The organism is Pseudooceanicola nitratireducens (assembly GCF_900109195.1).
GTDB classification, from domain to species: Bacteria; Pseudomonadota; Alphaproteobacteria; order Rhodobacterales; family Rhodobacteraceae; genus Pseudooceanicola; species Pseudooceanicola nitratireducens.
Genome location: NZ_FNZG01000002.1, coordinates 8,355 through 33,896, shown reverse-complemented (window position 1 = coordinate 33,896; position 25,542 = coordinate 8,355). Strand labels below are relative to the sequence as shown.

General features: G+C 64.6%; 28 protein-coding genes, 1 pseudogene and 1 riboswitch. Of the genes and pseudogenes, 12 read left to right on the top strand and 17 right to left on the bottom strand.

Annotation, left to right across the window (positions count from 1 at the left end):
• Nucleotides 1–92: 92 nt before the first annotated feature.
• From BMX99_RS06000 to BMX99_RS05930, 16 genes and pseudogenes are all read right to left on the bottom strand, one after another.
• Complete coding sequence (locus tag BMX99_RS06000) at nt 93–2,219, bottom strand: GumC family protein (RefSeq protein WP_093448619.1); 2,127 nt, start codon at nt 2,217–2,219, stop codon at nt 93–95.
• Nucleotides 2,220–2,398: 179 nt separating this feature from the next.
• Complete coding sequence (rpmE, locus tag BMX99_RS05995) at nt 2,399–2,620, bottom strand: 50S ribosomal protein L31 (protein WP_093448616.1); 222 nt, start codon at nt 2,618–2,620, stop codon at nt 2,399–2,401.
• Nucleotides 2,621–2,631: 11 nt separating this feature from the next.
• Entirely contained in the window at nt 2,632–3,015 is a 384-nt protein-coding gene (gene rplS / locus BMX99_RS05990; RefSeq protein WP_093448614.1) for a 50S ribosomal protein L19, read from the bottom strand.
• A gap of 429 nt (nt 3,016–3,444) precedes the next feature.
• Nucleotides 3,445–4,230 (bottom strand): annotated as a pseudogene (gene trmD, locus BMX99_RS05985) (tRNA (guanosine(37)-N1)-methyltransferase TrmD); the annotation flags it as partial.
• 4 nt (nt 4,231–4,234) lie between these two features.
• Entirely contained in the window at nt 4,235–4,735 is a 501-nt protein-coding gene (gene rimM, locus BMX99_RS05980; protein WP_093448610.1) for a ribosome maturation factor RimM, read from the bottom strand.
• Between the two features lie 4 nt (nt 4,736–4,739).
• Nucleotides 4,740–4,874 carry a hypothetical protein gene (locus BMX99_RS19985; RefSeq protein ID WP_261315367.1) on the bottom strand — a complete coding sequence of 45 codons (135 nt, stop codon included), beginning with the start codon at nt 4,872–4,874 and terminating at the stop codon, nt 4,740–4,742.
• A gap of 77 nt (nt 4,875–4,951) precedes the next feature.
• Nucleotides 4,952–5,335, bottom strand: coding sequence for a 30S ribosomal protein S16 (rpsP, locus tag BMX99_RS05975; protein ID WP_093448608.1), 384 nt, complete (start codon nt 5,333–5,335; stop codon nt 4,952–4,954).
• A gap of 46 nt (nt 5,336–5,381) precedes the next feature.
• On the bottom strand, nt 5,382–5,690 hold the full coding sequence (locus BMX99_RS05970) for a chorismate mutase (protein ID WP_093448605.1): 309 nt from the start codon (nt 5,688–5,690) through the stop codon (nt 5,382–5,384).
• Complete coding sequence (locus tag BMX99_RS05965; RefSeq protein ID WP_093448602.1) at nt 5,683–6,288, bottom strand: GNAT family N-acetyltransferase; 606 nt, start codon at nt 6,286–6,288, stop codon at nt 5,683–5,685. The genes BMX99_RS05970 and BMX99_RS05965 overlap by 8 nt, the downstream gene beginning before the upstream one ends.
• Nucleotides 6,278–6,811, bottom strand: a complete 534-nt coding sequence (locus BMX99_RS05960) for a GNAT family N-acetyltransferase (protein ID WP_093448600.1) — start codon at nt 6,809–6,811, stop codon at nt 6,278–6,280. Before BMX99_RS05960 ends, BMX99_RS05965 begins: the two co-directional genes overlap by 11 nt.
• The gene (locus BMX99_RS05955; protein ID WP_093448597.1) at nt 6,808–7,362 is read right to left on the bottom strand and encodes a GNAT family N-acetyltransferase; all 555 of its coding nucleotides are present in this window, start codon (nt 7,360–7,362) and stop codon (nt 6,808–6,810) included. Before BMX99_RS05955 ends, BMX99_RS05960 begins: the two co-directional genes overlap by 4 nt.
• Nucleotides 7,359–7,901, bottom strand: coding sequence for a GNAT family N-acetyltransferase (locus BMX99_RS05950; protein WP_093448594.1), 543 nt, complete (start codon nt 7,899–7,901; stop codon nt 7,359–7,361). Before BMX99_RS05950 ends, BMX99_RS05955 begins: the two co-directional genes overlap by 4 nt.
• On the bottom strand, nt 7,898–8,452 hold the full coding sequence (locus tag BMX99_RS05945; RefSeq protein WP_093448592.1) for a GNAT family N-acetyltransferase: 555 nt from the start codon (nt 8,450–8,452) through the stop codon (nt 7,898–7,900). The genes BMX99_RS05950 and BMX99_RS05945 overlap by 4 nt, the downstream gene beginning before the upstream one ends.
• On the bottom strand, nt 8,449–9,978 hold the full coding sequence (gene ffh / locus BMX99_RS05940) for a signal recognition particle protein (protein WP_093448590.1): 1,530 nt from the start codon (nt 9,976–9,978) through the stop codon (nt 8,449–8,451). The genes BMX99_RS05945 and ffh overlap by 4 nt, the downstream gene beginning before the upstream one ends.
• Nucleotides 9,979–10,376: 398 nt before the next feature.
• Nucleotides 10,377–11,090, bottom strand: coding sequence for an orotidine-5'-phosphate decarboxylase (gene pyrF, locus BMX99_RS05935; RefSeq protein ID WP_093448588.1), 714 nt, complete (start codon nt 11,088–11,090; stop codon nt 10,377–10,379).
• Between the two features lie 306 nt (nt 11,091–11,396).
• Nucleotides 11,397–11,699 carry a hypothetical protein gene (locus tag BMX99_RS05930; protein ID WP_093448586.1) on the bottom strand — a complete coding sequence of 101 codons (303 nt, stop codon included), beginning with the start codon at nt 11,697–11,699 and terminating at the stop codon, nt 11,397–11,399.
• Between the two features lie 201 nt (nt 11,700–11,900).
• Between BMX99_RS05930 and clpB the strand changes: the two genes are divergently transcribed.
• Both clpB and BMX99_RS05920 read left to right on the top strand, forming a co-directional pair.
• Nucleotides 11,901–14,519 (top strand): ATP-dependent chaperone ClpB, encoded by a 2,619-nt coding sequence (clpB, locus tag BMX99_RS05925; RefSeq protein WP_093448584.1) that lies wholly within the window; start codon nt 11,901–11,903, stop codon nt 14,517–14,519.
• Between the two features lie 191 nt (nt 14,520–14,710).
• The gene (locus tag BMX99_RS05920) at nt 14,711–15,181 is read left to right on the top strand and encodes a DUF2867 domain-containing protein (RefSeq protein ID WP_093448582.1); all 471 of its coding nucleotides are present in this window, start codon (nt 14,711–14,713) and stop codon (nt 15,179–15,181) included.
• An 89-nt stretch (nt 15,182–15,270) separates the two neighbouring features.
• Here the strand turns inward: BMX99_RS05920 and BMX99_RS05915 are convergent, their stop codons facing one another.
• A complete protein-coding gene (locus tag BMX99_RS05915; RefSeq protein ID WP_093448580.1) occupies nt 15,271–15,759 on the bottom strand; it encodes a fasciclin domain-containing protein in 489 nt (162 codons plus the stop codon).
• A 266-nt stretch (nt 15,760–16,025) separates the two neighbouring features.
• On the opposite strand from BMX99_RS05915, the gene BMX99_RS05905 reads away from it, so the two are divergent.
• The 10 genes from BMX99_RS05905 (at nt 16,026) to thiD (ending at nt 25,312) form a co-directional block, all read left to right on the top strand.
• Nucleotides 16,026–16,976 carry a KpsF/GutQ family sugar-phosphate isomerase gene (locus BMX99_RS05905; protein WP_093448576.1) on the top strand — a complete coding sequence of 317 codons (951 nt, stop codon included), beginning with the start codon at nt 16,026–16,028 and terminating at the stop codon, nt 16,974–16,976.
• 9 nt (nt 16,977–16,985) lie between these two features.
• Nucleotides 16,986–17,777: a 3-deoxy-manno-octulosonate cytidylyltransferase gene (locus BMX99_RS05900; RefSeq protein ID WP_093448574.1), complete on the top strand. Its 792-nt coding sequence runs from the start codon at nt 16,986–16,988 to the stop codon at nt 17,775–17,777.
• On the top strand, nt 17,774–18,595 hold the full coding sequence (gene kdsA, locus BMX99_RS05895; protein WP_093448572.1) for a 3-deoxy-8-phosphooctulonate synthase: 822 nt from the start codon (nt 17,774–17,776) through the stop codon (nt 18,593–18,595). The genes BMX99_RS05900 and kdsA overlap by 4 nt, the downstream gene beginning before the upstream one ends.
• Nucleotides 18,596–18,757: 162 nt before the next feature.
• A riboswitch (TPP riboswitch) is annotated at nt 18,758–18,878 on the top strand.
• A 134-nt stretch (nt 18,879–19,012) separates the two neighbouring features.
• Entirely contained in the window at nt 19,013–20,890 is a 1,878-nt protein-coding gene (gene thiC / locus BMX99_RS05890) for a phosphomethylpyrimidine synthase ThiC (protein ID WP_093448570.1), read from the top strand.
• Nucleotides 20,887–21,993, top strand: coding sequence for an FAD-dependent oxidoreductase (locus tag BMX99_RS05885; RefSeq protein ID WP_093448568.1), 1,107 nt, complete (start codon nt 20,887–20,889; stop codon nt 21,991–21,993). Before thiC ends, BMX99_RS05885 begins: the two co-directional genes overlap by 4 nt.
• A complete protein-coding gene (gene thiS, locus BMX99_RS05880; protein WP_093448566.1) occupies nt 21,983–22,177 on the top strand; it encodes a sulfur carrier protein ThiS in 195 nt (64 codons plus the stop codon). Before BMX99_RS05885 ends, thiS begins: the two co-directional genes overlap by 11 nt.
• 3 nt (nt 22,178–22,180) lie before the next feature.
• Complete coding sequence (locus tag BMX99_RS05875) at nt 22,181–22,939, top strand: thiazole synthase (RefSeq protein ID WP_093448564.1); 759 nt, start codon at nt 22,181–22,183, stop codon at nt 22,937–22,939.
• Nucleotides 22,940–22,944: 5 nt separating this feature from the next.
• Nucleotides 22,945–23,547: a thiamine phosphate synthase gene (locus BMX99_RS05870; protein ID WP_212632885.1), complete on the top strand. Its 603-nt coding sequence runs from the start codon at nt 22,945–22,947 to the stop codon at nt 23,545–23,547.
• A complete protein-coding gene (locus BMX99_RS05865; protein WP_093448561.1) occupies nt 23,544–24,494 on the top strand; it encodes a HesA/MoeB/ThiF family protein in 951 nt (316 codons plus the stop codon). The genes BMX99_RS05870 and BMX99_RS05865 overlap by 4 nt, the downstream gene beginning before the upstream one ends.
• Nucleotides 24,491–25,312 carry a bifunctional hydroxymethylpyrimidine kinase/phosphomethylpyrimidine kinase gene (gene thiD / locus BMX99_RS05860; protein WP_093448559.1) on the top strand — a complete coding sequence of 274 codons (822 nt, stop codon included), beginning with the start codon at nt 24,491–24,493 and terminating at the stop codon, nt 25,310–25,312. Before BMX99_RS05865 ends, thiD begins: the two co-directional genes overlap by 4 nt.
• Nucleotides 25,313–25,542: the final 230 nt, after the last annotated feature.

The window sequence follows — 25,542 nt, the reverse complement described above, 5'->3', positions numbered from 1 at the left end:
CATCGGAAGATCCGCAAAGGTGATGAACGTTTCCTTACCGCAGCGCGCGCTGCGGAGGACCACACAGATCAGTACGAAAAATTACCCGAAGATCAGTTCGAATAATAACTGTCGTAGGAGCCATAGCTGTCGCCATAGCCATATTGCTTCATGCCGCGCCGATTGATCTGCGTCAGCACCAGTCCGGTCACCTTCACGTTCACGTTCTGGAACGACCGAAGGCCATCCGCGACCTGCCGCTTGGTCGTGTCGTCCCACTTGATCGCGTACATGATCGCGTCGACGGACTGCCCGATCACGCGGGCGTCCGGCACCGCCAGCACCGGCGGCGTGTCGATGATCACATAGTCGTACTTCTCGCGCACCTCGCGCAGGAAGGCGTTGAACCGTTCGGAGGAGAAGACATCCGCCGCGTTGACCTTCGAAGCCTCGCCGATCAGCAGATCCGCCTGCAGCGTTTCGTTGTAGCGCACGGCCTCGTCCAGCGTCGTTTCGCCCGAAAGCACGGCAAGAAGGCCCTTGTCGGTCTCGATCTCGAAGTATTCGCCAAAGATCCGTTTGCGAATGTCGCCTTCGATCAGAAGCACCTTCTTGCCCAATCCGGCGAGGTTCTGGGTCATGGCCAGCGACTGTGTCGTCTTGCCTTCACCCGGGACGGAAGAGGTCGACATGATGATCTGCGGCGGATTGTCGAGATCCGCCAGAAGAACCGAGGTTCGCAGATTGCGGATCGCCTCGGCCGCGCCGGAGTTCGGCTTTTCCGACAGGTATTTAAGCACGTTTTTCCGCCGACGCGCAGGGATCGTCGGGATCTGGCCGATCACTGGCAGACCGGTCGCGCGTTCGATGTTTTCAGCCAGGCGGTAAGTGTTCTGCGCCGCCTCACGCCCCAAGACGATCGCGGCACCGATGATCGCACCCAGGATCATCGCCAGGGCCATGCCGCGCCCCTTCCGCGGGGCCGAAGGCGATTGCGGCACCACGGCGCGCGACAGGATCCGGGCGTCGGCCTGCTGGATCCCCTGCTGCACGCTGGTTTCCTTCAGGCGGCTCAGAAAGTGTTCATAGATCAGACGGTTGGCCTCGGCCTCCCGCTGGTATTGCTGCAGGTTCACCAGTTCGGTCGACTGGCGTTCGATGCGCTGTGCCAGGTCCGTGATCGACGCGTCCAGAACGGCAACTTGGTTCTGCATCCGGCTCAGCTCTTGCGCAGAACGCATTTGCAGCAGGGCATAGCGGGTGTCGAAGGCTTCAAGCGCGTCTTCATTGCCATCCGCGGCCCGCCCGGCAAGCCCGTTCAGCTGGATGTCGTCCGCCGCCGCAGCGCGTTGGTCGACGCTGGCGTCCTGATTGGCGGTGAGGGTCGTGGCGCGCAACTCGGCCTTGGCGACTTCGTCAATCAGCGCGGCGCGGCGGTCCCGCAGCTCCTTGATCTGGCGATTCAGGGCATAAAGACCCTCGGCGCTGATCAGGTCGGTGCTGGCGCTGAAAGCTTTCAGCCGCGTTTCGGCAGTTTCCAGATCGACACGCAGGTCGGATACGCGATCGGTCAGCCAGATGGTCGCCTGTTCGGTGCGCTCGAATTTAACGTTGATCTGGTCGGCGATATACAGCTCGGCCAGGCGGTTGGCCATGCGCGCCGATTTGCGCGGATCTTCGGTCACGACACTGATCTGAAAGACAAATGTCTGGCGCGGGTTGGACACCGAGATCGTGCCCATGACGTTCTCGACGACCTTGTCGAAGATCGCCTGCGGTTCCTTGGGCTCTTCGGTGGTGTCCATCCGCAGGATCGTGCCCTTGACCCATTTCACGGCGTTGCCGATGGACAACCCGCTCTTGTCGCGGATCTCGGGGTTGAACTCGGGGTCCTCGACCAGGCCCATGTCTTCAACCAGGTCGGTGATCAACCCGCGCGAGCGCAGCACCTCGATCTCGGTATTCACGGTGGCCTGATCGCCCCCCAGGCCGGTCACGACGCTTTCGATGTCGACGATCTGTTCTTCGCGGCTTTCCAGCGCCAGCGCGGCGGTCGCGGTATAGACCGGGACGGCGCGGAAAAAGACGTTATACGCGCCAAGCAGCAGGAACAGCACCGCACAAAGCGCGATCACCCATTTGCCACGCCAGAGGGTCTGCAGAACCTGCCCCAGATCGATTTCGTCGTCGGTGGCGATCTGCCCGCGCGTAATCTGCGCCTGCCCGTTGGAATTTGCCATGTGTCAGCCCAGTTTGCCTGTTGCCAAGCTCTTCCCACACCTCCTGTTTGAAAGCAATCCCGGCCCCGTCCAAGCCCCCGGAACAGGCGGCAAATCCACAACGAAAAACGCCGCCCCGAAAGGGCGGCGTTTCGCAAATCGCACTGGATCGGGACGAAGACCCGAACCCAAGGTCGGGATCAGAAGCCCAGACCGGCGTATTTGTTCTTGAACTTGGACACGCGGCCACCGGCGTCCAGCAGACGCGAGGAGCCACCGGTCCAGGCCGGGTGCACGGACGGATCGATGTCCAGCGACAGCTGGTCGCCTTCTTTGCCCCAGGTGGAACGCATCTGGATCACGGTGCCGTCGGTCATCTTGACGTCGATGACGTGGTATTCGGGATGGGTGTCTTTTTTCATCTCGCCGATCCTTACGCTTCTGCGCCCGACTTGGGCTTGTAGTTGGAAACCTCGGCGATACGGGCGGATTTGCCGCGACGCGAACGGAGGTAGTACAGCTTCGCACGGCGCACACGACCGCGGCGCACGACTTCGATGCTTTCGATGTTCGTCGAGTAGAGGGGGAACACACGTTCCACGCCCTCACCGAAGGAGATCTTCCGCACGGTGAAGGACCCGGCAATGCCCGACCCGTTCTTGCGCGAAATGCAAACGCCTTCGTAGTTCTGCACACGGCTACGCGTGCCTTCGGTCACTTTGTAACCGACGCGGATGGTGTCACCCGCTTTGAAATCGGGGATGGTTTTCCCCAGGGCGGCGATCTGTTCCGCCTCCAGCTGTGCGATCAGGTCCATCGCAATTCTCCTATATCAGCGGTTTTCCCGCAGTGATTTCCGCCTCATAGCTCTGGTCTTCACCTGGGTCCGGTCGCGCCGCCCAACAGAGGTAAGGTCATCTTTTCTTTGCTCGTCCCGCGTTCGGGGGTGATCCGGCGAAGAAACCGGCCCAATCGAACAGAAGAACGGTCCGCAAAACCCAAAGGGTCCCGGACGGGCGGCGTATAGGCCGGATTCGCCTTTGGATCAAGCCTGTTTCGCGTCCCGCCCGGCGGCGTCCCATAGGAATTGCGCCACGGCCATCCAGGGATCGCGGGGCAGGGTGGGATGGGCATTGGCGACGGCCAGCATCTGCTCCAGCCCCGGGGCGCTGGCGAGACGCGCTTGCAAGAGCGCGGAGAGCGCTTCGGGACCGCGCACATCGCGCACGGCGTCGTCCAGAAGCCCTTCGCGGGCAGCCGACCACAGGTCGGGGCGGCGCAGGCGGGTGATCTCTTCGGACATCTGCTGACGCCACTTGGCGATCTCGCCGTGATGGCCCGACATCAGCACGTCGGGGATCTTGTGACCGCGCCATTCGGCGGGGCGGGTGTACTGCGGATGCTCCAGCAGGCCGTCGGAAAAGCTTTCGTTTTCGGTGCTTTCCGCGTTCCCCAGCACCCCGGGCAGAAGCCGCACGGTGGCGTCGATCACGGCCTGCGCGGCTAGTTCGCCGCCGGTCATGACGAAATCCCCCAGGGAAATCTCTTGAATGCCATAGTGCTGGATGACCCGTTCATCCAGGCCCTCGAACCGGCCGCAGATCATCGTCACGCCCTGCGCCTGCGCCAGCCGTTCGGCCATACGCTGATCGAACCGCCGCCCGCGCGGTGATAGGTAGACCAGCGGCCAGGCCCCGCGTGCGCCCTGCATGGCGTGGTCGATTGCGCGGCCCATCACGTCGGGGCGCAGAACCATGCCCGCGCCGCCCCCGGCGGGCGTGTCATCGACGTTGCGATGCTTGCCCTCGCCAAAGTCGCGCAGGTTCACCGTGTCCAGCTGCCACTTGCCTTCGTCCAGCGCCTTGCCGGTCAGGCTTTCGCCAAGAACGCCGGGAAAGGCCTTTGGAAACAGGGTGATGATCCGTGCGGTCCAGACCCCCGCAAGGGCCGTCGGTTCGTTCATCAGGTCGCGCGGCACCAGCGTGGGCCGGATGGATTTGCGGCCGTGGGATTTCGGGGTCTTCGCGCTCATCTGCTTAGAACAGGCCTTCGGGCGGATCGGCCACGACCTTGCCACCGGCCAGGTCCACGGTCGGCACACAGGCGCGGGTGAAAGGCAGAAGCACGGTGTTCTTCAGCCCCGGCCCCTGGATTTCCAGAAGATCGCCGGCCCCGTGATCCATCACGGCGCGGATCGTGCCGATTTCAGTCCCGCCGGTGTCCAGCACCCGCAGCCCGATCAGATCGGCATGGTAATATTCGTCTTCGCCTGCCTCGGGCAGACGGTCGCGCGGCGCATACAGCTGCACGCCCTTGCGGGCATCTGCGTCTTCCTTGGTGGCCACGCCGCTTAGGCGGGCGACAAAGCCGTTTTTGATCGGGCGGATCAGCGTGACGGTATAGGCGGTGCCATTTTCATCCGTCAGCGGGCCGTAATCGGCGATCGCCTGCGGATCGGCACAGAAACTTTTCAGACGGACCTCACCCCGGACGCCATAGGCCCCGGCGATGGCTCCAACACAGACCTGATCGCTCATTTCGTCATCCGCACATGATATCCTGCAAGATCCCGGCCTCGTTCAGGCATTCTTCGGCCTGGCGTTCCCGTTCGTACAGCATTCCAGCGCCGAAAGCGACGGTCAGCAGGATCAGCAGGCGGATCGGACGGAACAGCATCGGCGCGGGAAGGGGCCATCCGGCAGGGGCCAGCCCGGTCGGAACCGGGCCGGAGACCTGCCGGATGAAGCGTCAGATTACTCTGCGCCTTCTTCTGCGGGGGCAGCAGCGGCTTCGGCAGCTTCAGCAGCCTTGGCAGCTTTGGCTTCCGCGCGCTCTTGGGCGGCTTTGCCCGGGGTGCCCTTCTTGGGGTTCGAACGCTCTTTCTTCTCCAGAACGCCGGCCGCTTCGAGGAAACGTGCCACGCGGTCGGTCGGCTGAGCGCCCTTCTCGAGCCAGGCTTTCACCTTCTCGACGTCCATTTTCACGCGCTCTTCCGAATCTTTCGGCAGCAGCGGGTTGTAGGTGCCCAGCTTCTCGATGAAGCGGCCGTCGCGGGGCATGCGGCTGTCCGCAGCAACGATACGGTAGAAGGGGCGTTTCTTGGAGCCGCCACGGGCGAGACGGATTTTCATGGCCATTTGAGTTTCTCCTTTGAATGGCGTTAGTTAGCGGGAAAATCCCGCCTTACGATTGGTGTTGCCGGTGATGCCGGATCACCTCCTGAATGATGAAATTCAGGAATTTCTTGGCGAAATCAGGATCCAGGTCGGCCTGTTCCGCAAGGTCTTCCAGCCGCGCAATCTGCGAGGCTTCACGCGCGGGGTCCGAGGGCGGAAGATCATGTTCCGCCTTCAGCTTGCCCACGGCCTGGGTGTGTTTGAACCGCTCTCCGAGCGTGTAGACAAGGATCGCATCCAGCCGGTCGATGCTGGCGCGATGGCCCTTGAGAAGCTCGGCCGCACGGGCCACGACATCGGTCTGATCATCAGTCAATGGCGTATCCTTTCGGGGTGAAAAGCGGGTTCTGGTAGGACTTGATCTCAAGCTCGATCCCGTCGGCGATCTGGCCGCTGGCCAGTTGCGCGGGCGAGGGATGGCGATAGCACACGTCATCGCCATCGACGGTCGGGGCCTGATCGTCCTTCTTCGCGCCCAGCCGTTCGGCCAGGCGGATCGAATCCAGGTTCTTGGGATCAAGGTAGCTGACCGCGCCCTCCCATCCCAGCTGGGTATAGAAGTACTTCCGCGCCGCATGGGTCGCTTCCAGCGCATAGCCCCGCCCGGCCGTATCCGGCCAGATGATCCAGGCGATTTCCGCCTCGGGCCAGGCGGCCGGTTTCCAGCCACCCGCCATGCCAAGTGTCGCGTCGGTCTTGCGGTCGTGGATCATCCACATGCCATAGCCACGGATCTGCCAATGCCCGATTTCGGCGGCATACAGCATCCAGGTCTCATAGGCGTTCAGCGGTCCACCCATGAACCGCGACCGATACGAGCTGAACGTATGCTTGAAATTCGGGTAATCCTCGGGCTCGGGCCCGCGCAGGATCAGCCGTTCCGTTTCAATGACGGGGATGGTCTTAGCCGGCATCGGTCCCCCCTTCCGGGTCGGGGAAACGCCAGGCCGCGACAGCCCCGTCGGGGATGATCACATCCTCGATCCGGGTTGCCCCCATGGCTTCCGCCATGTCGACCACCTTGCGGTATTCCGGGTAGATCAGGCTGATCGGAGACTTGATGCCAAGTTCCCGCGCGGCAAAGCCACGGATGCCCTGCACCGCTTCGGTGGCAAGGCCCTGGCCGGTGTATTCGGGGAACATCACCCAGATCAGCTCGGCCTCGGGCCAGCCGTCGGGTTGCTGCAGACCGGCGACGCCGATGACGTCCCCGCTGTCCTTCGCGGTCAGGATCCACAGCCCGAAGCCGCGCAGCGCCCAGTGGCCGACACCGGCACACATGGCTTCCCAGCTTTCCGCACGTGCCCGCGGCCCGCCCACATAGCGCGAGGCCTGGGACGAAAAGAAGCCGTCGATGGCATCCAGGTCTTCGGGATGCGCGCCGCGCAGGCGGATACGGTCGGTGTCGAACGTCGGAATCGTAAAGCTCGGTGTCATTGTGCCTCCTCAAACACGGACGGGTGCCGGTAGATCAGACAGGGATCACCCAGCAGAACGGTTTCCTTTTCGACCGCTGCGCCCAGCCGTTCGGCCAGGGCGCGCGAGCGCGTATTGTCGGGGTGAATCGGGCTGATCAGACGGTTGAGCCCGAGGTCCCGCGCGGCAAAATTCCGGATGGTCAGTGCCGCCTCATGCGCCAGCCCGCGCCCTTCCCCCGCGGCAAACATGTGCCAGCCCAGTTCCGGTTCCGGCCAGCCCGCATGGTTCAACAGCCCGACACGGCCGACCGCCTGCCCCGAGGCCTTGTCTTCAAGCGTCCAGAAGCCAAAGCCATTCCACATCCAATGGCCGATCACCCGGCAGAACCCGCCCCAGGCATCGAAGACGCTGGCCACGGGGCCGCCGATATAGCGGGTGCGTCCGGCGTCCATCATGAACTCGGTGACCGCGTCGAAATCCCGTCCCTCGGGGCCGCGCAGCACAAGGCGCGCGGTCTCAAGCCGGGGTACGGGGATCTCAAGGGCAGGGGTCTGGCGGGGCAGCGTCATGCGTAGGCCTCCGTGCCGCCGTTCACCAGCGCATCGGGGCCGGGGTGACGATAGACATGCAGATGCCCCAGCCGGGCATGGGTGAATTCGCTTTCGCAGGACGCGCCCAGACGCAGTGCCACCTTGGCAGAACCGTCGTTGCCCGGGGCCACCAGCGAAATCAGCGTGGTCCAGCCCAGCACATCATAGGCGTAGGCGCGCGCGGCCTCGGCGGCCTCGGTCGCATAGCCCTTGCCTTCGTGGCCGTCGAACAGATCCCAGCCGATTTCGGCCTCGGGCCAGCCTTCGGGGTTCCACAGGCCGACCATGCCCACGGGCGCGTCGCTGTCCTTTTCCGCAACGATCCAGCGGCCATAGCCCAGCAGGGTCCAATGCCCTGCCTCGGTCGCCAGCTGCCGCCAGGCGCGATCGCGTTCCAGCGGGCCGCCGATGAACTTGGCCCGGTCCGAGGCATAGAAGGCGGCGAAGACGTCGAAATCCGATTGTTTCGGCGCGCGCAGGATCAGGCGTTCGGTGGTGAGCGTGGGGATATCGGTCATGCCAGCCCCTCGATCAGGCGTTTGCCGGCCAGAGTCCGGGGCAGGTGCCGCCAGATGCGGAATTCGCCGGCCATCTCGTGGGCAAAGGTGCCCTCGGCCCGGGCGCCCAGCTTTTCGACCAGCCGGGTCGAGGCCGCATTGGCCGGATCCACCAGCGACACGACCGAAGGCCAGCGCTGATCGGTGAACAGCCAGTCCAGCACGGCGCGCGCCGCTTCTTCGGCAAAGCCCTGGCCCTCGGCCCCTTCGACCAGGTTCCACGACAGCTCCGGCTCGGGCCAGCCCTTGGGGAACCACGGCCCGACCAGGCCCTGGGCTTCTCCGGTGGCCTTGTCGACCACGGCGAACATGCCATAGCCGCGCAGGTGCCAATGGCCGATGATCGTGGCCACGGACCACCAGGTGGCCTCTTCATCCGGGTGATGGTCCAGGAAATGCGGCGCCTCCGGGCCCAGAAACGCGGTCACGGCGTCGAACTCGGGTCCCGCAGGGGACACGAGCCGAAGCCGGTCGGTTTCGATCACCGGAAAAGGGGGCGCCGCGACGATCATTTCTTCTTGCCGAACCCCGACAGGCCGGGGGGCAGCGCGCCGCCGCCCAATCCGCCGCCCAGGCCGGGAAGACCGGGCATCTTGCCCAATCCGCCGCTCTGACCCATCTGCTTGGCCGCCTGTTCGATGGCGCGCTTGTCCATCTTCGAGGGGTCGAAGCCTTCGGGAATGTCGCCGCCCTTGCCGAACATGCCCTTCATGGCCTGTTTCAGCATGCCGCCCTTGCCCATCTTCTTCATCATGTCCGCCATCTGACGGTGCATCTTCAGCAGCTTGTTGAGGTCCGCGACCTCCATGCCCGACCCGGCCGCGATCCGTTTCTTGCGCGAGGCCTGGAGCAGCTGCGGATTGGCGCGCTCCACCTTGGTCATGGACTGGATCATGGCGATCTGGCGCTTGATGGCGCGGTCGTCAAAACCGGCGTCCTTGGCCTGACCGGCCAGTTTGCCCATGCCCGGCATCATGCCCATGATGCCTTCCATGCCGCCCATCTTCAGCATCTGTTCCAGCTGCATCTTCAGGTCGTTCATGTTGAACCGGCCCTTCTGGAACCGCTTCATCATCTTCTCGGCCTGCTCGGCCTCGATGGTTTCCTGCGCCTTCTCGACCAGGGCCACGATGTCGCCCATGCCCAGGATACGGCCGGCGATCCGCTCGCTCTCGAAGGTTTCGATCGCGTCCATCTTTTCGCCAAGGCCGACGAACTTGATCGGCTTGCCGGTCACTGCGCGCATCGACAGGGCCGCACCACCGCGCCCGTCGCCGTCCATCCGGGTCAGGACCACGCCGGTCACGCCGATCTTGTCGTCGAACTCGGTCGCGACGTTGACGGCGTCCTGGCCGGTCAGACCGTCGACCACCAGCAGGGTCTCGCGCGGGTTGGCCACGTCGCGCACGGCGGCGGCCTGGGCGATCAGCTCCTGGTCGATGTGCAGACGACCGGCGGTATCCAGCATATAGACGTCATAGCCGCCCATGGCCGCCTGGGTCTTGGCGCGCTTGGCGATGGCGACCGGGTCTTCGCCCTTCACGATCGGAAGGGTGTCGACGCCGATCTGCGTGCCGAGGATCGCCAGCTGTTCCATTGCCGCCGGGCGGTTCACGTCGAGGGAGGCCATGAGGACGCGCTTGCCCTCTTTCTCCTTCAGGCGTTTCGCAAGCTTGGCGGTGGTCGTCGTCTTGCCCGAGCCCTGAAGACCGACCATCAGGATCGGCGCGGGCGGGTTGTCGATCTTCAGCTTGCCGGGATCCGCGTCGGGATCGCCCGCCAGCACATGCACGAGTTCATCGTGGACGATCTTGACGACCTGCTGGCCGGGGGTGATCGACTTGGTGACCGCCTGGCCGGTGGCCTTGTCCTGCACGGCCTTTACGAAATCGCGCGCCACGGGAAGCGAGACGTCGGCCTCAAGCAGGGCGACGCGCACCTCGCGCAGGGCGGTCTTCACGTCCTCTTCGCTCAGCGCGCCTTGTTTCGTCAGGCGATCGAAGACACCGGATAGGCGTTCGGATAGATTTTCAAACATGCGCGTTCTCAATCATGTCGGGCCCTCCTGCGACCTTCTTCAGACAATGTCCTCAAAGTGGGTGAGGACGGCTCAAACGACAAGCACACCAGTGGGCGCATCCGCGCTGACTGGTGGCGATCCCCACAACACCGGCGGGGACCGGAATCACGATAGACTCCGGGTATTGACAGGCCGTTTAGGCGCTTGGACTCAATGAGTCAAGGAAACCGGGCGCGCCCGGCTGGGTGGACCCTGCGCCTCAGATGCGGATTTCGCCTGCCGGCGAGGATATTTTCGGCAAGAGGATGACATGGGCGCGCGCGCCCCTCCATCCTCTTGCCCGAAATATCCCGGGGGGTGCGGCAAAGCTTCGGCTTTGGCGCAAGGGGGGCTGGCCCCCCCCCCTGCACGGTGTCTCAGAGGGCGCGGATTTCGTCCTGGATCGCCTGGGCAGCCAGACGTGGGCTTTCGGCCTGCCACACGGGGCGGCCGACAACGATATGATCCGCCCCATCCCCGATGGCCGAAGCCGGGGTGGCCACGCGTTTCTGATCGCCAAGCGCAGCGCCCGTGGGGCGCACGCCGGGGGTGACGATCAGGCGACCGGAGGAATTGGACAGGGCGCGCACATCCGCGGCCTCCTGCGGCGAACAGATGATGCCATCTGCACCGGCGTCAAAAGCGCGTCCGGCGCGTTCGATCACCAGCTCGCGCGGGGTGCCGGGGACCATCAGCCCGTCGTCCAGATCGGCGCGGTCCAGCGAGGTCAGGATGGTCACGCCCAGGATCTTGGTGCCAGATCCGGCGGCCCCTTCCTTGGCGGCGCGCACCACATGCGGATCGCCATGCACGGTCAGTAAGTCGATGTCGAACTGCACCAGCCCGCGCACCGCGGCCTCGACCGTGGCGCCGATGTCGAACAATTTCATGTCGAGGAAGATGCGTTTGCCGTGTTCCTGCTTCAGCTCATTCGCCAGGGCGAGGCCCCCGCCGGTCAGCATCCCCAGCCCGATCTTGTAGAAGCTGACCGCGTCGCCGATCTTGCCGGCCAGCTCCAGCCCGGCGACCGCATTCGGCACATCCAGCGCAACGATCAGCTTGTCGGAGGTCTTGGGTGTGTCGGTGGTCATGGCGGGCCCCTGCGATGCAACAAAAACTGCCGTCTTCTCATCCGCGGGGGGCGGCCAGTCAAGTCCGCAGGGCAAAGCGGCCCCGGTAAGCGGATCTTCAGGCTTTGGCGGCATGCTGGGGAAATTAAAGAACCGGGGCAATCACCCCACCTCGGGTTAGCGGGGGATGCCACCGGTTCCGGGCCCGGCGTGGCAGCGCCGGGCTTTGCCGCCTCCAGAGGGACAGGGGTGGAGGCGCAAAGGTGTCCCCGCCCGGTCATTCGGCGGGGAAATCACGTCAGGCTGCGGGGGCCTGACTGGAAAAGCTCAGGCCGCGTGGCCCAGCATCCGTTGCCACAGGGCGTCGGTGGCATGCGCCACCTCGTCCGGGATGTGCGCGGCAAAGACGTTCTCGGGGCGGCGCGACACGGTCGGGCGCGCATCCCTTGCGTGCCGGCGCAGGGCCAGTTCGACCAGGCGGCGCGCCGCCAGGGTGCTGTCCATGTCCATCGGCGCGCGCAGGGCGCAGGGGTATGTAAAGATTTCACCGTCTTCGGTGATCGACACCCGCGCCTCGAAAGCGCGGCTTGCCGGGTTGTAGGTCACGTTCTGGATCTGGGTGGTCTGCACGGGACCCTCCTTCCTGCTGCGATAGATCCCATATGGGGACGCTGTGACGGAAAAACCGTGGGAATCCGCGAAAAGTTCCCCAAAGCGGTTCACATCGGCTTGAATCCGCGCATTTTCGAACCCAGATCAATGCAGAGGTTCCGCGGCGGCATGCCTAATCAGGGTGCGGCCAAGAGGGACGCTTTGAAAAGGAGAAGAACCATGGACTTGAGCAAGTTCACGGAGCGGTCGCGCGGCTTCATCCAGGCCGCCCAGACCATCGCCATTCGCGAAAACCACCAAAGGCTCGCGCCCGAGCATATCCTGAAATCCCTGCTGGATGACCCCGAAGGTCTGGCCAGCAACCTGATCGCCAAGGCGGGCGGCAACGCAAAGGCCGTGAAACAGGCGGTTGATTCGGCCATGGCCAAGATCCCCGTCGTTACCGGCGGCGGTGACCAGGTCTATATGGACAATGCCACCGTCCGCGTCGTGTCCGAGGCCGAGAAGGTCGCGGAAAAGGCCAAGGACAGCTTTGTGCCCGTCGAACGGCTTTTGACCGCGCTGGCGCTGGTCAAATCCCCCGCCAAGGACGCACTGGAAGCCGGCGGCGTCACGGCACAGAAACTGAACGAGGCGATCAACGACGTGCGCAAGGGCCGGACCGCAGACAGCGCCAATGCCGAGGATACTTTCGAAGCGTTGGAGAAATACGCCCGCGACCTGACCAAGGCCGCCGAAGAAGGCAAGATCGACCCGATCATCGGGCGCGACGACGAAATCCGCCGCTCGATGCAGGTGCTGAGCCGCCGGACCAAGAACAACCCCGTTCTGATCGGGGAACCGGGCGTTGGTAAAACGGCGATCGCGGAAGGCATGGCCCTGCGCATCATCAACGGCGACGTGCCCGAGAGCCTGAAGAACAAGAAGCTTCTGGCGCTGGACATGGGCGCGCTGATTGCCGGCGCGAAATATCGCGGTGAGTTCGAAGAACGCCTGAAGGCCATCCTGAAAGAGATCGAGACCGCCGCAGGCGAAATCATCCTGTTCATCGACGAAATGCACACGCTTGTGGGCGCGGGCAAGACGGATGGCGCGATGGACGCGGCCAACCTGATCAAGCCGGCGCTGGCGCGGGGCGAATTGCACTGCATCGGCGCGACCACGCTGGATGAATACCGCAAATACGTCGAAAAGGACGCGGCCTTGGCCCGCCGGTTCCAGCCCGTCATGGTCGAGGAACCGACGGTCGAGGACACGATTTCCATCCTGCGCGGCATCAAGGAAAAGTACGAACTGCACCATGGCGTGCGGATCTCGGACAGCGCCCTGGTGGCGGCGGCGACCCTGTCGAACCGCTATATCACCGACCGTTTCCTGCCCGACAAGGCCATCGACCTTGTGGACGAAGCCGCCAGCCGTCTGCGCATGGAAGTCGACAGCAAACCCGAAGAACTCGACCAGCTGGATCGCCAGATCCTGCAGATGCAGATCGAGGTCGAGGCGCTGAAGCTGGAAGACGACGCCGCGTCGAAGGATCGGCTGGAGAAGCAGGAAAAGGCCTTGGCCGACCTGCAGGAAAAATCCGCCGAGATGACCGCGAAATGGCAGGCCGAGCGTGACAAGCTGGGCGTCGCGCGCGAGCTGAAGGAACAGTTGGACCGCGCCCGTGCCGACCTGGAAATTGCCAAACGTCACGGGGACTTGGCCAGGGCGGGCGAACTGTCCTATGGCATCATCCCCCAGCTGGAAAAACAGCTGGGCGAGGCCGAGGCACAGGAAGCCGATGGCGTCATGGTCGAGGAAGCCGTGCGTCCGGAACAGATCGCCCAGGTGGTCGAACGCTGGACAGGCATTCCGACGACCAAGATGCTGGAAGGCGAGCGTGAAAAGCTGCTGCGCATGGAAGACGGGCTGCACAAGCGCGTCATCGGCCAGAACTCGGCCGTGCGTGCCGTGGCCAATGCGGTGCGCCGCGCGCGCGCCGGTCTGAACGACGAGGGGCGGCCGCTTGGGTCTTTCCTTTTCCTCGGGCCGACGGGTGTCGGGAAAACCGAACTGACCAAGGCCGTGGCCGAATTCCTGTTTGATGACGACAGCGCGATGGTCCGCATTGACATGTCCGAATTCATGGAGAAACACTCGGTCGCGCGTCTGATCGGCGCCCCTCCGGGCTATGTCGGCTATGACGAAGGCGGTGTGCTGACCGAAGCCGTGCGCCGCCGGCCCTATCAGGTCGTGCTGTTCGACGAGGTCGAAAAAGCCCATCCGGATGTCTTCAACGTGCTGCTTCAGGTGCTGGACGATGGTGTGCTGACCGATGGTCAGGGCCGCACCGTGGACTTCAAGCAGACGCTGATCGTGCTGACCTCGAACCTCGGCGCGCAGGCGCTAAGCCAGCTGCCGGAAGGGGCGGATGCAGGCGCGGCGAAACGCGACGTGATGGATGCGGTCAAGGCCCATTTCCGTCCCGAATTCCTCAACCGTCTGGACGAGATCATCGTCTTCGACCGGCTGGGACGGGCGGATATGGACGGCATTGTCGACATCCAGATGGCGCGTCTGCTGAAACGTCTGGCAGGCCGCAACATCCGGTTGGAGCTGGACGAGGCCGCGAAAAAATGGCTGGCCGACGAAGGCTATGACCCGGTCTTTGGCGCGCGTCCGCTGAAGCGCGTGATTCAGAAGGCCATCCAGGACCCATTGGCCGAGGCGCTGCTGGGCGGAGAGGTCAAGGATGGCGACTCGGTTCCGGTCAGTGCCGGGGCCGACGGGTTGATCATCGGCGACCGGCTTGGCACCTCGGATCGGGGCACGCCTGACGAAGCCACGGTGCACTAGGCCGAATGAACCGGGCCAATGGCCTGATCTGACAGACAAAAGGGCGGCTTCGATCGCCCTTTTCGCTGCGCGTTGGCACCCGCCGCCTGCGGGACATTTCGTCACTGGGCGCGGATCACCGGCCCATGGTTAAGTGGTTCAGCACAGGCGGGTCACACCGTCTCAAGACTGCCAAATTGTAAGAGGTTCCCATGGTTGCGATTGCCGACGTCCCGCTTTTGGCCCCGCGCGACGGGCTGAACTATCACGCGGTGCAAAGCGTCACGGTGCCGGCCCCCTTGACCGCGCTCGACGCCTGGATGCGGATGCAGGACCGACCTTTGCCGTTGTTATCGCTGGCCTTTCGCATCCGCGATGCGATTGCGTCGCGCTTTGGAGTGAAGCGGATCGGCGGTTTTTCCGGAAACGCGCGACCCACATCCGTCGCGGTCGGCGATCATCTGGATTTCTTCCTGGTCGAGGACGTAAGACCGGATCTTCTGGTGCTGACCGAACGCGACCGGCACCTGGACGTCATGACCTGCCTGTCGGTCGACGGGCAAGAGGTCACCGTGACCTCATCCGTCGTGGTCAAGAACCTCTTTGGCCGGGTCTACATGATCCCCGTCGGCCTGGCGCATCGGGTGATCGTCCGGGCGATGCTGCGCCGTCTGACCAAATGATGTGAACCTGGCCGAATGACGTGAAAGGGCGGCCCGAAGATCAGGCCGCCCCAGGGAGGCCGGGCTGGGAAGGACCCGGCCCGGAGGGATCACATGCCCGGCATCAGCACGCTGTCGATCACGTGGATCACGCCGTTCGAGGCTTCGATATCCGCCTGAACCACGGTCGCGTCGTTGATCATGACGCCATTGTCCAGATCGACGGTGATTTCGCTGCCCTCGACCGTGGCGGCCTTCATGTCATCGCTCAGATCGGTGGATTTCACCGCGCCTGCGACCACGTGATAGGTGAGGATCTGGGTCAGCTTGTCCTTGTTTTCGGGCAGCAGAAGGCTGTCGACGGTGCCTTCGGGCAGGGCGGCAAAGGCGTCATCGGTCGGCGCGAAAACGGTCAGCGGGCCTTCGCCCTTGAGCGTGTCGACCAGGCCGGCGGCCTCGGCTGCGGCCAGCAGGGTCGTGAAGGACCCGGCCTCGGCCGCGGTGTCGACGATGTCTTTCTTCATGGAATGCGATCCGGCCAAGGCGGGGCCCGCGATCAGGGTGGCGGCGGTCAGGGACAGAAGGGTTCTGCGAAACATGGTGGTTCTCCGTTGCTGGGGTCTGCCGTTGTGGCATCGGATCGGCTACGGGCGCTGATCGCGGTTGGATCTGCCTCACATTTTCGTAGCGTCGCTTGACCTGCTGCCCCCGCGCGCCAAGCCCGGGCTGGCCGAGGTTTCCAATGACAAAGACGTGACCTTTGGCACCGATTTTCGCGTGATCCCCCCCCACCCAAGCGCAGCGTTGGACACTTCGCGGCATCAAGGCTATCACCCGGACAGCAAAGATCCTTGAAAGTCCGACCATGACCACAGCCCTTGAAACCGCCCGCGCGGTTCTGACCTCGGAAAGTGCCGCCCTGGCGCAGCTTGCCTCGGAACTGACCGAGGACTTCACCGACGTTATCGACCGGCTGATCCAGGTGCCCGGCCGCGTCATCGTCTCGGGCATGGGGAAATCCGGCCATATCGCGGCCAAGATCGCGGCCACCATGGCCTCGACCGGGACGCCCGCGCAATTCGTGCATCCGGGCGAGGCAAGCCATGGCGACCTGGGCATGATCACCCGCAATGACGCCTGCATCCTGATCTCGAACTCGGGCGAAACCAAGGAGTTGGCCGACATCATCGGGCACACCCGCCGCTTTGATATTCCGCTGATCGCGATCACCAAGAACGCCGACAGCACCCTGGCGCAGCAGGCCGATCATCTGCTGTTGCTGTCCAACGCCCCCGAGGCCTGCGCCATCGGCATGGCACCCACGACCTCGACCACGATGACGCTGGCGCTTGGTGATGCGCTGGCCGTGGCGCTGATGGAGACGCGGGGCTTCAACCAGGCCGACTTCCGCACCTTCCATCCCGGCGGCACCCTGGGCGCACAGCTACTGACGGTGCGCGCGGTGATGCACAAGGGCGCAGCGCTTCCCGTCGTCACGCCCGAGACCGACATGGGCGACACCCTGCTGGAAATGTCGGCCAAGGGGTTCGGCGTCGTCGCGGTAACCGAAGGCGGAAAGCTGACCGGTGTGATCACCGACGGCGATTTGCGGCGCAACCTTCAGGGCTTGTTGGACCGCACCGCCGGGGGCGTCGCCACCGGCAGCCCGCGCACCATTTCCGCCGATATCCTGCTGGTCGATGCCCTTGGGATCATGAACGAAAACCGGATCTCGGCGCTTTTTGCCGTGGATGCCGACGGCCAGCTGGAAGGGCTGGTGCATATCCATGACGCCCTGCGCGTCGGCGTGGCCTGAGGGGGTCCCATGAAAACTGTTGTCTTCATTCCGGCGCGCTATGCCTCGACCCGCTATCCCGGCAAGCCGCTGGTCGAACTGACCGGCGCGAGCGGAGAGAAAAAGTCCCTGATCCAAAGGTCATGGGAAGCCGCATGCGCCGTGCCCGGCATCGACGCGGTCTATGTGCTGACCGACGATGACCGCATCCGCGCTGCGGCAGAGGGTTTCGGGGCCAAGGTCCTGATGACCTCGTCCCAGGCGCGCAACGGGACCGAACGCTGCGCCGAAGGCGTTGCGCAACTGCCCGAAACCCCCGAGGTCGTGGTGAACCTGCAGGGCGACGCGCCGCTGACGCCCGCCTGGTTCGTCTCGGATCTGGTGGCGCATATGCAGGCCAACCCCGACGCCCAGATGGCGACGCCGGTCCTGCTGACCGATGCTGAAACGCTGGCGAACTTTGTCACCGACCGCAAGGAAGGCCGCGTTGGCGGCACCACGGCGGTCATGCGCGCGGACGGCACGGCGATCTACTTCTCGAAAGAGGTGCTGCCTTACGTCGGATCGCTCGAATCTCCGCCGCAGGTCTGGCACCATGTGGGCTGCTACGCCTACCGCCCCGAGGCGCTGACCGCCTATGCCGGCTGGGACGAAGGCCCGCTGGAAAAGGCCGAAGGCCTTGAACAGCTGCGGTTTCTGGAAAACGGCTGGCCCGTGGCCTGCGTCGCGGTCGAAGGCAAGGGCCGTGTGTTCTGGGAGCTGAACAACCCCGTGGACGTCGCCCGCATCGAAGGTGTCCTGAAGAAGGAAGGTATCGCATGAAAACCCTGAAGATCGGTGAGATCGAGGTCTCGAACGCCGCGCCCTACATGCTGATCGCGGGCCCCTGCCAGATGGAAAGCCTGGATCACGCGCGGATGCTGGCCGAAAAGATTGCCGCCGCAGCCGAGGCCGCGAACCGCCCCTGGGTGTTCAAGGCCAGCTATGACAAGGCGAACCGGTCTTCGCTGAAGGGCAAGCGTGGGTTGGGCATGGAAAAGGGCCTGCATGTCCTGTCCGAGATCAAGCGCGAATTCGGCTGCCCGGTGCTGACCGACGTGCATGAACCCGGCCATTGCGCCCCCGCCGGCGAGGTCTGCGATATCCTGCAGATCCCCGCCTTCCTGTGTCGCCAGACCGATCTTCTGCTGGCTGCCGGGGAAACCGGGCGCGCGATCAACATCAAGAAGGGTCAGTTCCTCGCCCCCTGGGACATGGTGCATGCGGCGGACAAGGTCGCGTCGACCGGGAATGACCGCATCATGCTGTGCGAACGCGGAACCTCCTTTGGTTACAATGCCTTGGTGTCCGATTTCCGTGCCCTGCCAATCATGGCGCAGACCGGATACCCGGTGGTTTTCGACGCCACCCATTCCGTTCAGCAGCCCGGCGGGCAGGGCGGTTCGACCGGCGGTCAGCGCGAATTCGTGGAAACCCTGGCGCGGGCGGCGGTGGCCGTTGGCACCGCGGCGCTGTTTATCGAAACACACGAAGACCCGGACAATGCGCCCTCGGACGGGCCGAACATGCTGCCGATCCAGGATTTGCCCGCGGTGCTGAAGCGCCTGGCGCAGATCGACGACCTGACCAAGGGGCTGTAAGGCTAGCCCCCCTTCGGGCTCGTTCAAATTTGCTGGACCGATCGGTCCAGCCCTTTGCATCCCTAGGACGGCCGCCCCGACCCGGGCGGCCGTCGTGCTTTTGCACACCCGCCCTTTTCACAAATCCCCCCTTCCCACGGCCCCGCAAACGGTGCTACCCCAAGCTTACGTCAGGGGAGTCCCGCCAAGGGGACTGAGAGGCTGACAGGGGGAAACCCCGGTGACGCGACCCTTTGAACCTGACCCAGTTGACGCTGGCGTAGGAAGACCGAAGGGCAATTCCCCCCATGTTTGAACAGGGGCGGTCCTTTCGGGCCGCTGATGGCCCATGGCATGTGCCCGTCCGGGCGTGCCGGGCCCGCGTGGCCGCCTTCTATCGTCGTTTCGCTTGGGTCTCATCGTGAAGAAGAGACCGATATGAAAGACATTGCTCCCGAAATCACCACCGGCGGCCTGCCTGCCTCTCGCAAGATCTATCTTGAGGGCACGCTGCATCCCCTGCGCGTCCCCATGCGCGAAATTTCCGTCAGCGGAGAGGATGCGCTGACCGTCTACGACAGCTCTGGCCCCTATACCGATCCCGACGCGCAGATCGACATTGCCCGGGGGCTGCCACCTGTGCGCGGTGGCTGGCTTCAGGCCCGCGGCGATGTGGAGGCCTACGCGGGCCGCAAAGTGACCGAGGCCGACAATGGTTTCGCGACCGGCGACCGCCTGACCCCGGGTTTTCCGGTGCAGCACCCGCCGCTGCGCGCCGTCGGCGACCGCGCCGTGACCCAGCTGGCCTATGCGCGTCAGGGGATCATCACCCCCGAGATGGAATTCGTCGCCATCCGCGAAAACGAAGGCCGTCTTGCCCGCCACGCCACCGATGGCGAACCCTTCGGCGCGACCCTGCCCGAACTTGTGACCCCCGAATTCGTCCGTCAGGAAATCGCCGAGGGTCGCGCGATCATCCCCGCCAACGTCAACCACCGAGAGCTGGAGCCGATGATCATCGGCCGCAACTTCAAGGTGAAGATCAACGCCAATATCGGCAATTCGGCTGTCACCTCCTCGATGGAGGAAGAGGTGGAAAAGATGGTCTGGGCCATCCGTTGGGGCGGCGATACGGTCATGGACCTTTCGACCGGGCGCAACATCCACAACATCCGCGACTGGATCATCCGCAACGCGCCGGTGCCGATCGGGACGGTGCCTTTGTACCAAGCATTGGAAAAGGTTGGCGGAATCGCCGAGGATCTGACCTGGGAAGTTTACCGCGACACGCTGATCGAACAGGCGGAACAGGGCGTCGACTATTTCACCATCCATGCCGGCGTGCGTCTGCACATGATCCCGATGACCATCGACCGGGTGACGGGCATCGTGTCGCGCGGCGGCTCGATCATGGCGAAATGGTGCCTGCACCATCACCGGGAAAGCTTCCTGTATGAACACTTCGAGGAAATCTGCGACATCTGCCGCCGCTATGACGTGTCGTTTTCGCTTGGCGACGGGCTGCGCCCCGGCTCGATCGCGGATGCCAATGACGCCGCCCAGTTTGCCGAACTGCACACCCTGGGCGAGCTGACAAAAGTCGCCTGGGCCAAGGATTGCCAGGTGATGATCGAAGGGCCGGGCCATGTGCCGATGCACAAGATCAAGGCCAACATGGACGAACAGTTAAAGCATTGCCATGACGCCCCTTTTTACACGCTCGGGCCGCTGACCACCGACATCGCGCCCGGCTATGACCACATCACCAGCGCCATCGGCGCGGCGATGATCGGGTGGTTCGGCACCGCGATGCTGTGTTACGTGACGCCCAAGGAACACCTTGGCCTGCCCGACCGCGACGACGTGAAGACCGGGGTGATCACGTATAAACTGGCCGCCCATGCCGCCGATCTGGCCAAGGGGCACCCAGGGGCCCAGGCACGCGATGATGCACTGTCCCGGGCGCGGTTCGAATTCCGATGGGAAGACCAGTTCAATCTAGGTCTCGACCCCGACACCGCGCGCGAGATGCACGACGAAACCATGCCCGCGCAGGCCCACAAGGTCGCGCATTTCTGTTCGATGTGCGGGCCGAAGTTCTGTTCGATGCGGATCAGCCACGACATCCGGGCCGAGGCCGAGAAGTCCAAGGGCATGGCCGACATGGCGGATCTGTTCCGCAAGGGCGGCAAGCTTTACGTACCCGCAGAAGCCGATACAGGTCTCGTTTCCGACGTCGAAGGAGCATCCGTTGACAAGGTGCCCGCGCAGTCATCGGCAAAACCTTCGCCCGCCGCATCGGGTCCGGCAGAATGATCTCGGTCCTTGGGGCAGGGGTGGCGGGGCTTTGCGCCGCCACCGCCCTGGTCGAGGCAGGGCACAAGGTCGAACTTGTTCTGCCCGATGGCACGCCCCCGCCGGTCTCCCGCCTTGCCGGAGGGATGCTGGCCCCTTTTTGTGAAGGTGAATCCGCACCTAAGGACGTCACCCTACGTGGCCGCGGGGCCATCGACTGGTGGTCGGACCGCGTTCCCGGCGTGGTCCGGCGCGGTACGTTGGTGCTGGCCCCGCCGCGCGATTCGGCGGAACTGACCCGTTTCGCCAGCGCCACGACGGGCCACAGATGGGTTGACCCTGCCACCTTGGAACCCGCGCTTTCCGGCCGCTTTGCCCGCGGTCTGTTCTACGCGGGTGAGGCGCATCTGAACCCGGTCTCCGCCCTCACAACCCTGCGTGACACCCTCGCCCTACAGGGTGTGCAGACGCGCCCCGCCCCAAGAGGCGATTGGATCATCGACTGCTGCGGCCCCGCTGCCATCCCCGAAGATCCCCATCTACGCCCGGTGCGCGGTGAGATGCTGGAGCTCCATGCGCCCGACGTCACGCTGACCCGGGTGATCCGACTGCTGCACCCGCGCTTTCCCTGCTACATCGTGCCCCGGCCGGCCAATCGCTACATGGTCGGCGCCACCATGGTGGAAAGCGGCGACACCGGCCCCGTCACCGCCCGCGCTATGATGGAGCTTCTGTCCGCCGCCTACACCGTTCACCCCGGTTTCGCCGAGGCGCAGGTGATCGCCACGGGCTGCGGTCTGCGCCCCGCCTTTCCCGACAACCTGCCCACGATCCGGCAGGACGGCACGGTCTTTCGCCTCAACGGATTGTACCGTCACGGCTTTCTTCTGGCCCCGGCCTTGGCCACCGACCTTGTGGCGCGCCTTCCGCTGCCCGAACGAACCAGTCGCCAAACCGGCACGATTCGGCCGCCTTCGCAGCCGTCACAGGTCCGAAGGAATGCGTCGACCGGACAGACCCCGGCGCAGTCCCCGGCACCCGCCAGACCGAAAATGACCACGCCCGCCCCAAACAACACCCCAAACACCCAAGCCCCAAAACAGGACCAGAGCCATGCGCATTGATCTGAACGGCACCCCGATCGAGACCGGAGCCGCGACGCTTGCCGACCTCATTACCGAGCAGAACTTCGAAGCCGCCAGCGTTGCCACGGCACTTGACGGGACATTCATCCCCCGCGATGCACGCAACCGCCCCCTTCACCCCGGTGCGCGGGTCGAGGTTCTGTCGCCCATGCAGGGGGGCTGAGACATGTTCTACGGCACAGAGCTTAACAATCGGTTGATGCTTGGCACCGCTCAATACCCCTCGCCACAAATCCTGCGCGACGCGATCCAGGCGTCAGGGACCGAGGTCATCACCGTCTCTCTCCGGCGGGAAGGGCCGCAGGGCGAAGGTTTTCGCGACCTCCTGCGCGACAGCGGTTGCCGCATCCTGCCCAACACCGCAGGCTGCCATACCGTGCAAGAGGCCGTGACCACCGCTCATATGGCGCGCGAAATCTTCGACACGCCCTGGATCAAGCTCGAGGTGATCGGCCACGCCGACACGCTGCAACCCGATCCCTTCGCTCTGGTCGAGGCCGCGCGCATCCTGTGCTCTGACGGGTTCGAGGTCTTTCCTTATACGACCGAGGATCTGATCGTCGGCGAAAAGCTGATCGAGGCCGGCTGTCAGGTCCTGATGCCCTGGGGCGCACCGATCGGTTCGGGCCAGGGGCTGCGCCATGCCGAGGCGCTGCGCACGATGCGGGCCCATTTCGAAGGCATTCCTCTGGTGATCGACGCAGGCATCGGCGCCCCGTCCCAGGCCGCGCGGGCGATGGAAATGGGCTTTGACGCCGTGCTGCTGAACACCGCCGTGGCGCGCGCGCTGGACCCGGTCGCCATGGCGCGGGCCTTCGCCCTGGCCATCGCGGCGGGGCAAGAGGCCCATGGCGCGGGGCTGATGCCGGTGCGGGACATGGCGCAGGCCTCGACCCCGATTTTCGGCATGGGGGTGCTGGGCTGATGCGCTTGGATCCCTTCTATCTTATCGTCAGCGATATCAGCGCATTGGAGCGTCTGGTGCCGCTTGGCGTGCGGTTGGTGCAGCTGCGGATCAAGGACCGGAGCGAGGCCGAGCTGCGCGATCAGATCGCCCGCGCCAAGGCCGTCTGTCAGGCGCATCATGCGCAACTGGTGGTCAATGATTACTGGCGGATCGCCCTGGATCTGGGCTGCGACATGGTCCACCTGGGCCAGGAGGATATGGAGACGGCGGATTTCGCCGCGCTGCGCCGGGCGGGCGTGCGGTTCGGCCTGTCGACCCATGGCCGGGCCGAGCTGGAGCGCGCCCTGGCGCTGGATCCGGCCTATGTCGCGCTTGGCCCTGTCTATCCGACGCTGTTGAAAAAGATGGCCTGGGGGCCGCAGGGACTGGATCGGGTAACCGAATGGAAAGGTCTTGTCGGTAGCCTTCCCTTGGTCGGAATCGGCGGGCTGACCCCCGAACGCCTGCCCGGGCTTTTCGCCGCCGGGGCGGACAGCGCCGCCGTCGTGACCGATATCCAGGAGGCCTCCAGCCCCGGGGCCCGCTGTGCCGAATGGCTTGCCGCCACGCGGGAGTACGCGGGATGAACCGCTATGCCCGTCAGATGATCCTGCCCGAGGTCGGGGCAGGGGGACAGGCACGGCTGGCCTCTGCCCGTGTGCTTGTCGTGGGCGCAGGCGGTCTTGGGGCGACGCTGCTTCCCTTGCTCGCCGGTGCGGGGGTTGGCCTTGCGCATGAGAAAGGAGAGATCCGGATATTCGACTCCGACCGGGTCGAAAAACATAACCTGCACCGCCAGATCCTGTTCCGGCAGGCCGATCTTGGACGACCCAAAGCCCAGGTCTCGGCAGAGGCTCTTGTCGCCCTGAACCCTGATGTCGCGATCCGGGCAGAGTGCAGGGCAATGGACCCGGTATTGGCCCGTGAGGCGGTTCGACAGTGTGACCTGGTGATTGATGCGGCAGACAATTTCGCTGTGTCCTACGCGCTTTCGGATACGTGCCAGTTGGCAAAGGTCCCCTTGGTCAGCGCGTCCGTGCTGGGTCGCCAGGGCTATGTCGGTGCCTTCTGCGGCTCTGGGCCCAGCCTTCGGGCGTTATTCCCGGACCTGCCCGGCCAGGCGCAGACCTGCGCCACCGGCGGCGTCATGGGGCCCGTGGTTGCAATGCTTGGGGCGCTGCAGGCTCAGATGGCGCTGAGCCTGTTGCTGGGGCACGATCCCTCTCCGCTCGGGCGGTTGATGTCGATGGATCTGGCATCCTGGCGGGTCAACACGATGTCCTTTGCGGCGGCACCGGAACCCGCGCAGATCCCGGCGGTCATCGCGGCATCCGAGGTCGCGCAGGGCGATCTGTTCGTCGACCTGACGGCGGACGACGGCCTTGGGCAGGGGCATAGGCCTAAGGCAGACCAGCGCGTGGTCTTCCAATGCGTCACTGGTCTGCGGGCCTGGCGCGCGGCGCGCCAGTTGATCCAACGGGGGCATCAGAACGTCGCCATCTGCACCGCCCCGATGGCGAGGGTGGCGGAATGACCCGTGTGCTGGTGATCGGCGGTCTGGACTCTAGCGGAGGTGCGGGGATCCTGCGCGATGTTGCGACCGTCACCCGCCTGGGAGGGCAGGCCACGGTCGCCGTCACCGCTGTCACAGCTCAGACGGATCAGGCTGGTTTCGCCTGCGACCCGGTCTCGCCTGAGGTGGTGCAGGCCCAGATCCGCGCGGCCGGGCCGGTGGACGCGGTGAAAATCGGCATGCTGTGCAATGGGGCGATCACCCGGATGGTGGCGGCCACTTTGGCGGAGCCCCGTGTGACGACCCGGACTGAAACCCGGGCCGAGGCTGTGCAGGCAGGCTTAAAGGAGGGCCCGCCAAAGGATCATGCGCAGACCCTGACAAAGACCTGCGTCCCGGCGGATCTGCCGATCGTGCTGGATCCGGTTCTCATGTCCTCCTCCGGCATGGTCTTGCTGGACGCGGATGGACAGGATGCTTTGCTGACGACACTCTTGCCGCTGTGCAGTGTGGTCACGCCGAACCTGCCCGAGCTCGCAGCGCTGTCCCCGCTGTCCACCGGCGAAACGGCCGGGGTCGGGCACCTGCTGCGCCACGGGGCTGGCGCGGTGCTGGTCAAAGGGGGGCACGGGTCGGACCGGGTGCAGGTGGAGGACCGTCTTTACAAGAGGGACGACACCCCCCTTCGCTTTGCCGCGCCGCGGATCGACAAGACCCTGCGCGGCACCGGCTGTCATCTGGCCAGCGCCATGGCCGTGTCCCTTGCGCGGGGGCGCGGTTTGTCGCAGGCGGTGCGGGAAGCGCGGGAAGATCTGCTTCTTCGCTTTCGTACGGCTTGAGGAGGCTTGGCGCGTTGCGCGACCGGACATAGGCGAGTGGTCCCGCGCCGGGGCGGGCCCGAAGATCTGGACGTCGGAGGCATTTAGGTTCGGATCACCGATTGTATTGCTGTCCGGCAGACAATCTGATCCTGTCCGAAGCCGAAGCCGAAGCCGAAGCCGAAGCCGAAGCCGAAGCCGAAGCCGAAGCCGAAGCCGAAGCCGAAGCCGAAGCCGAAGCCGAAGCCGAA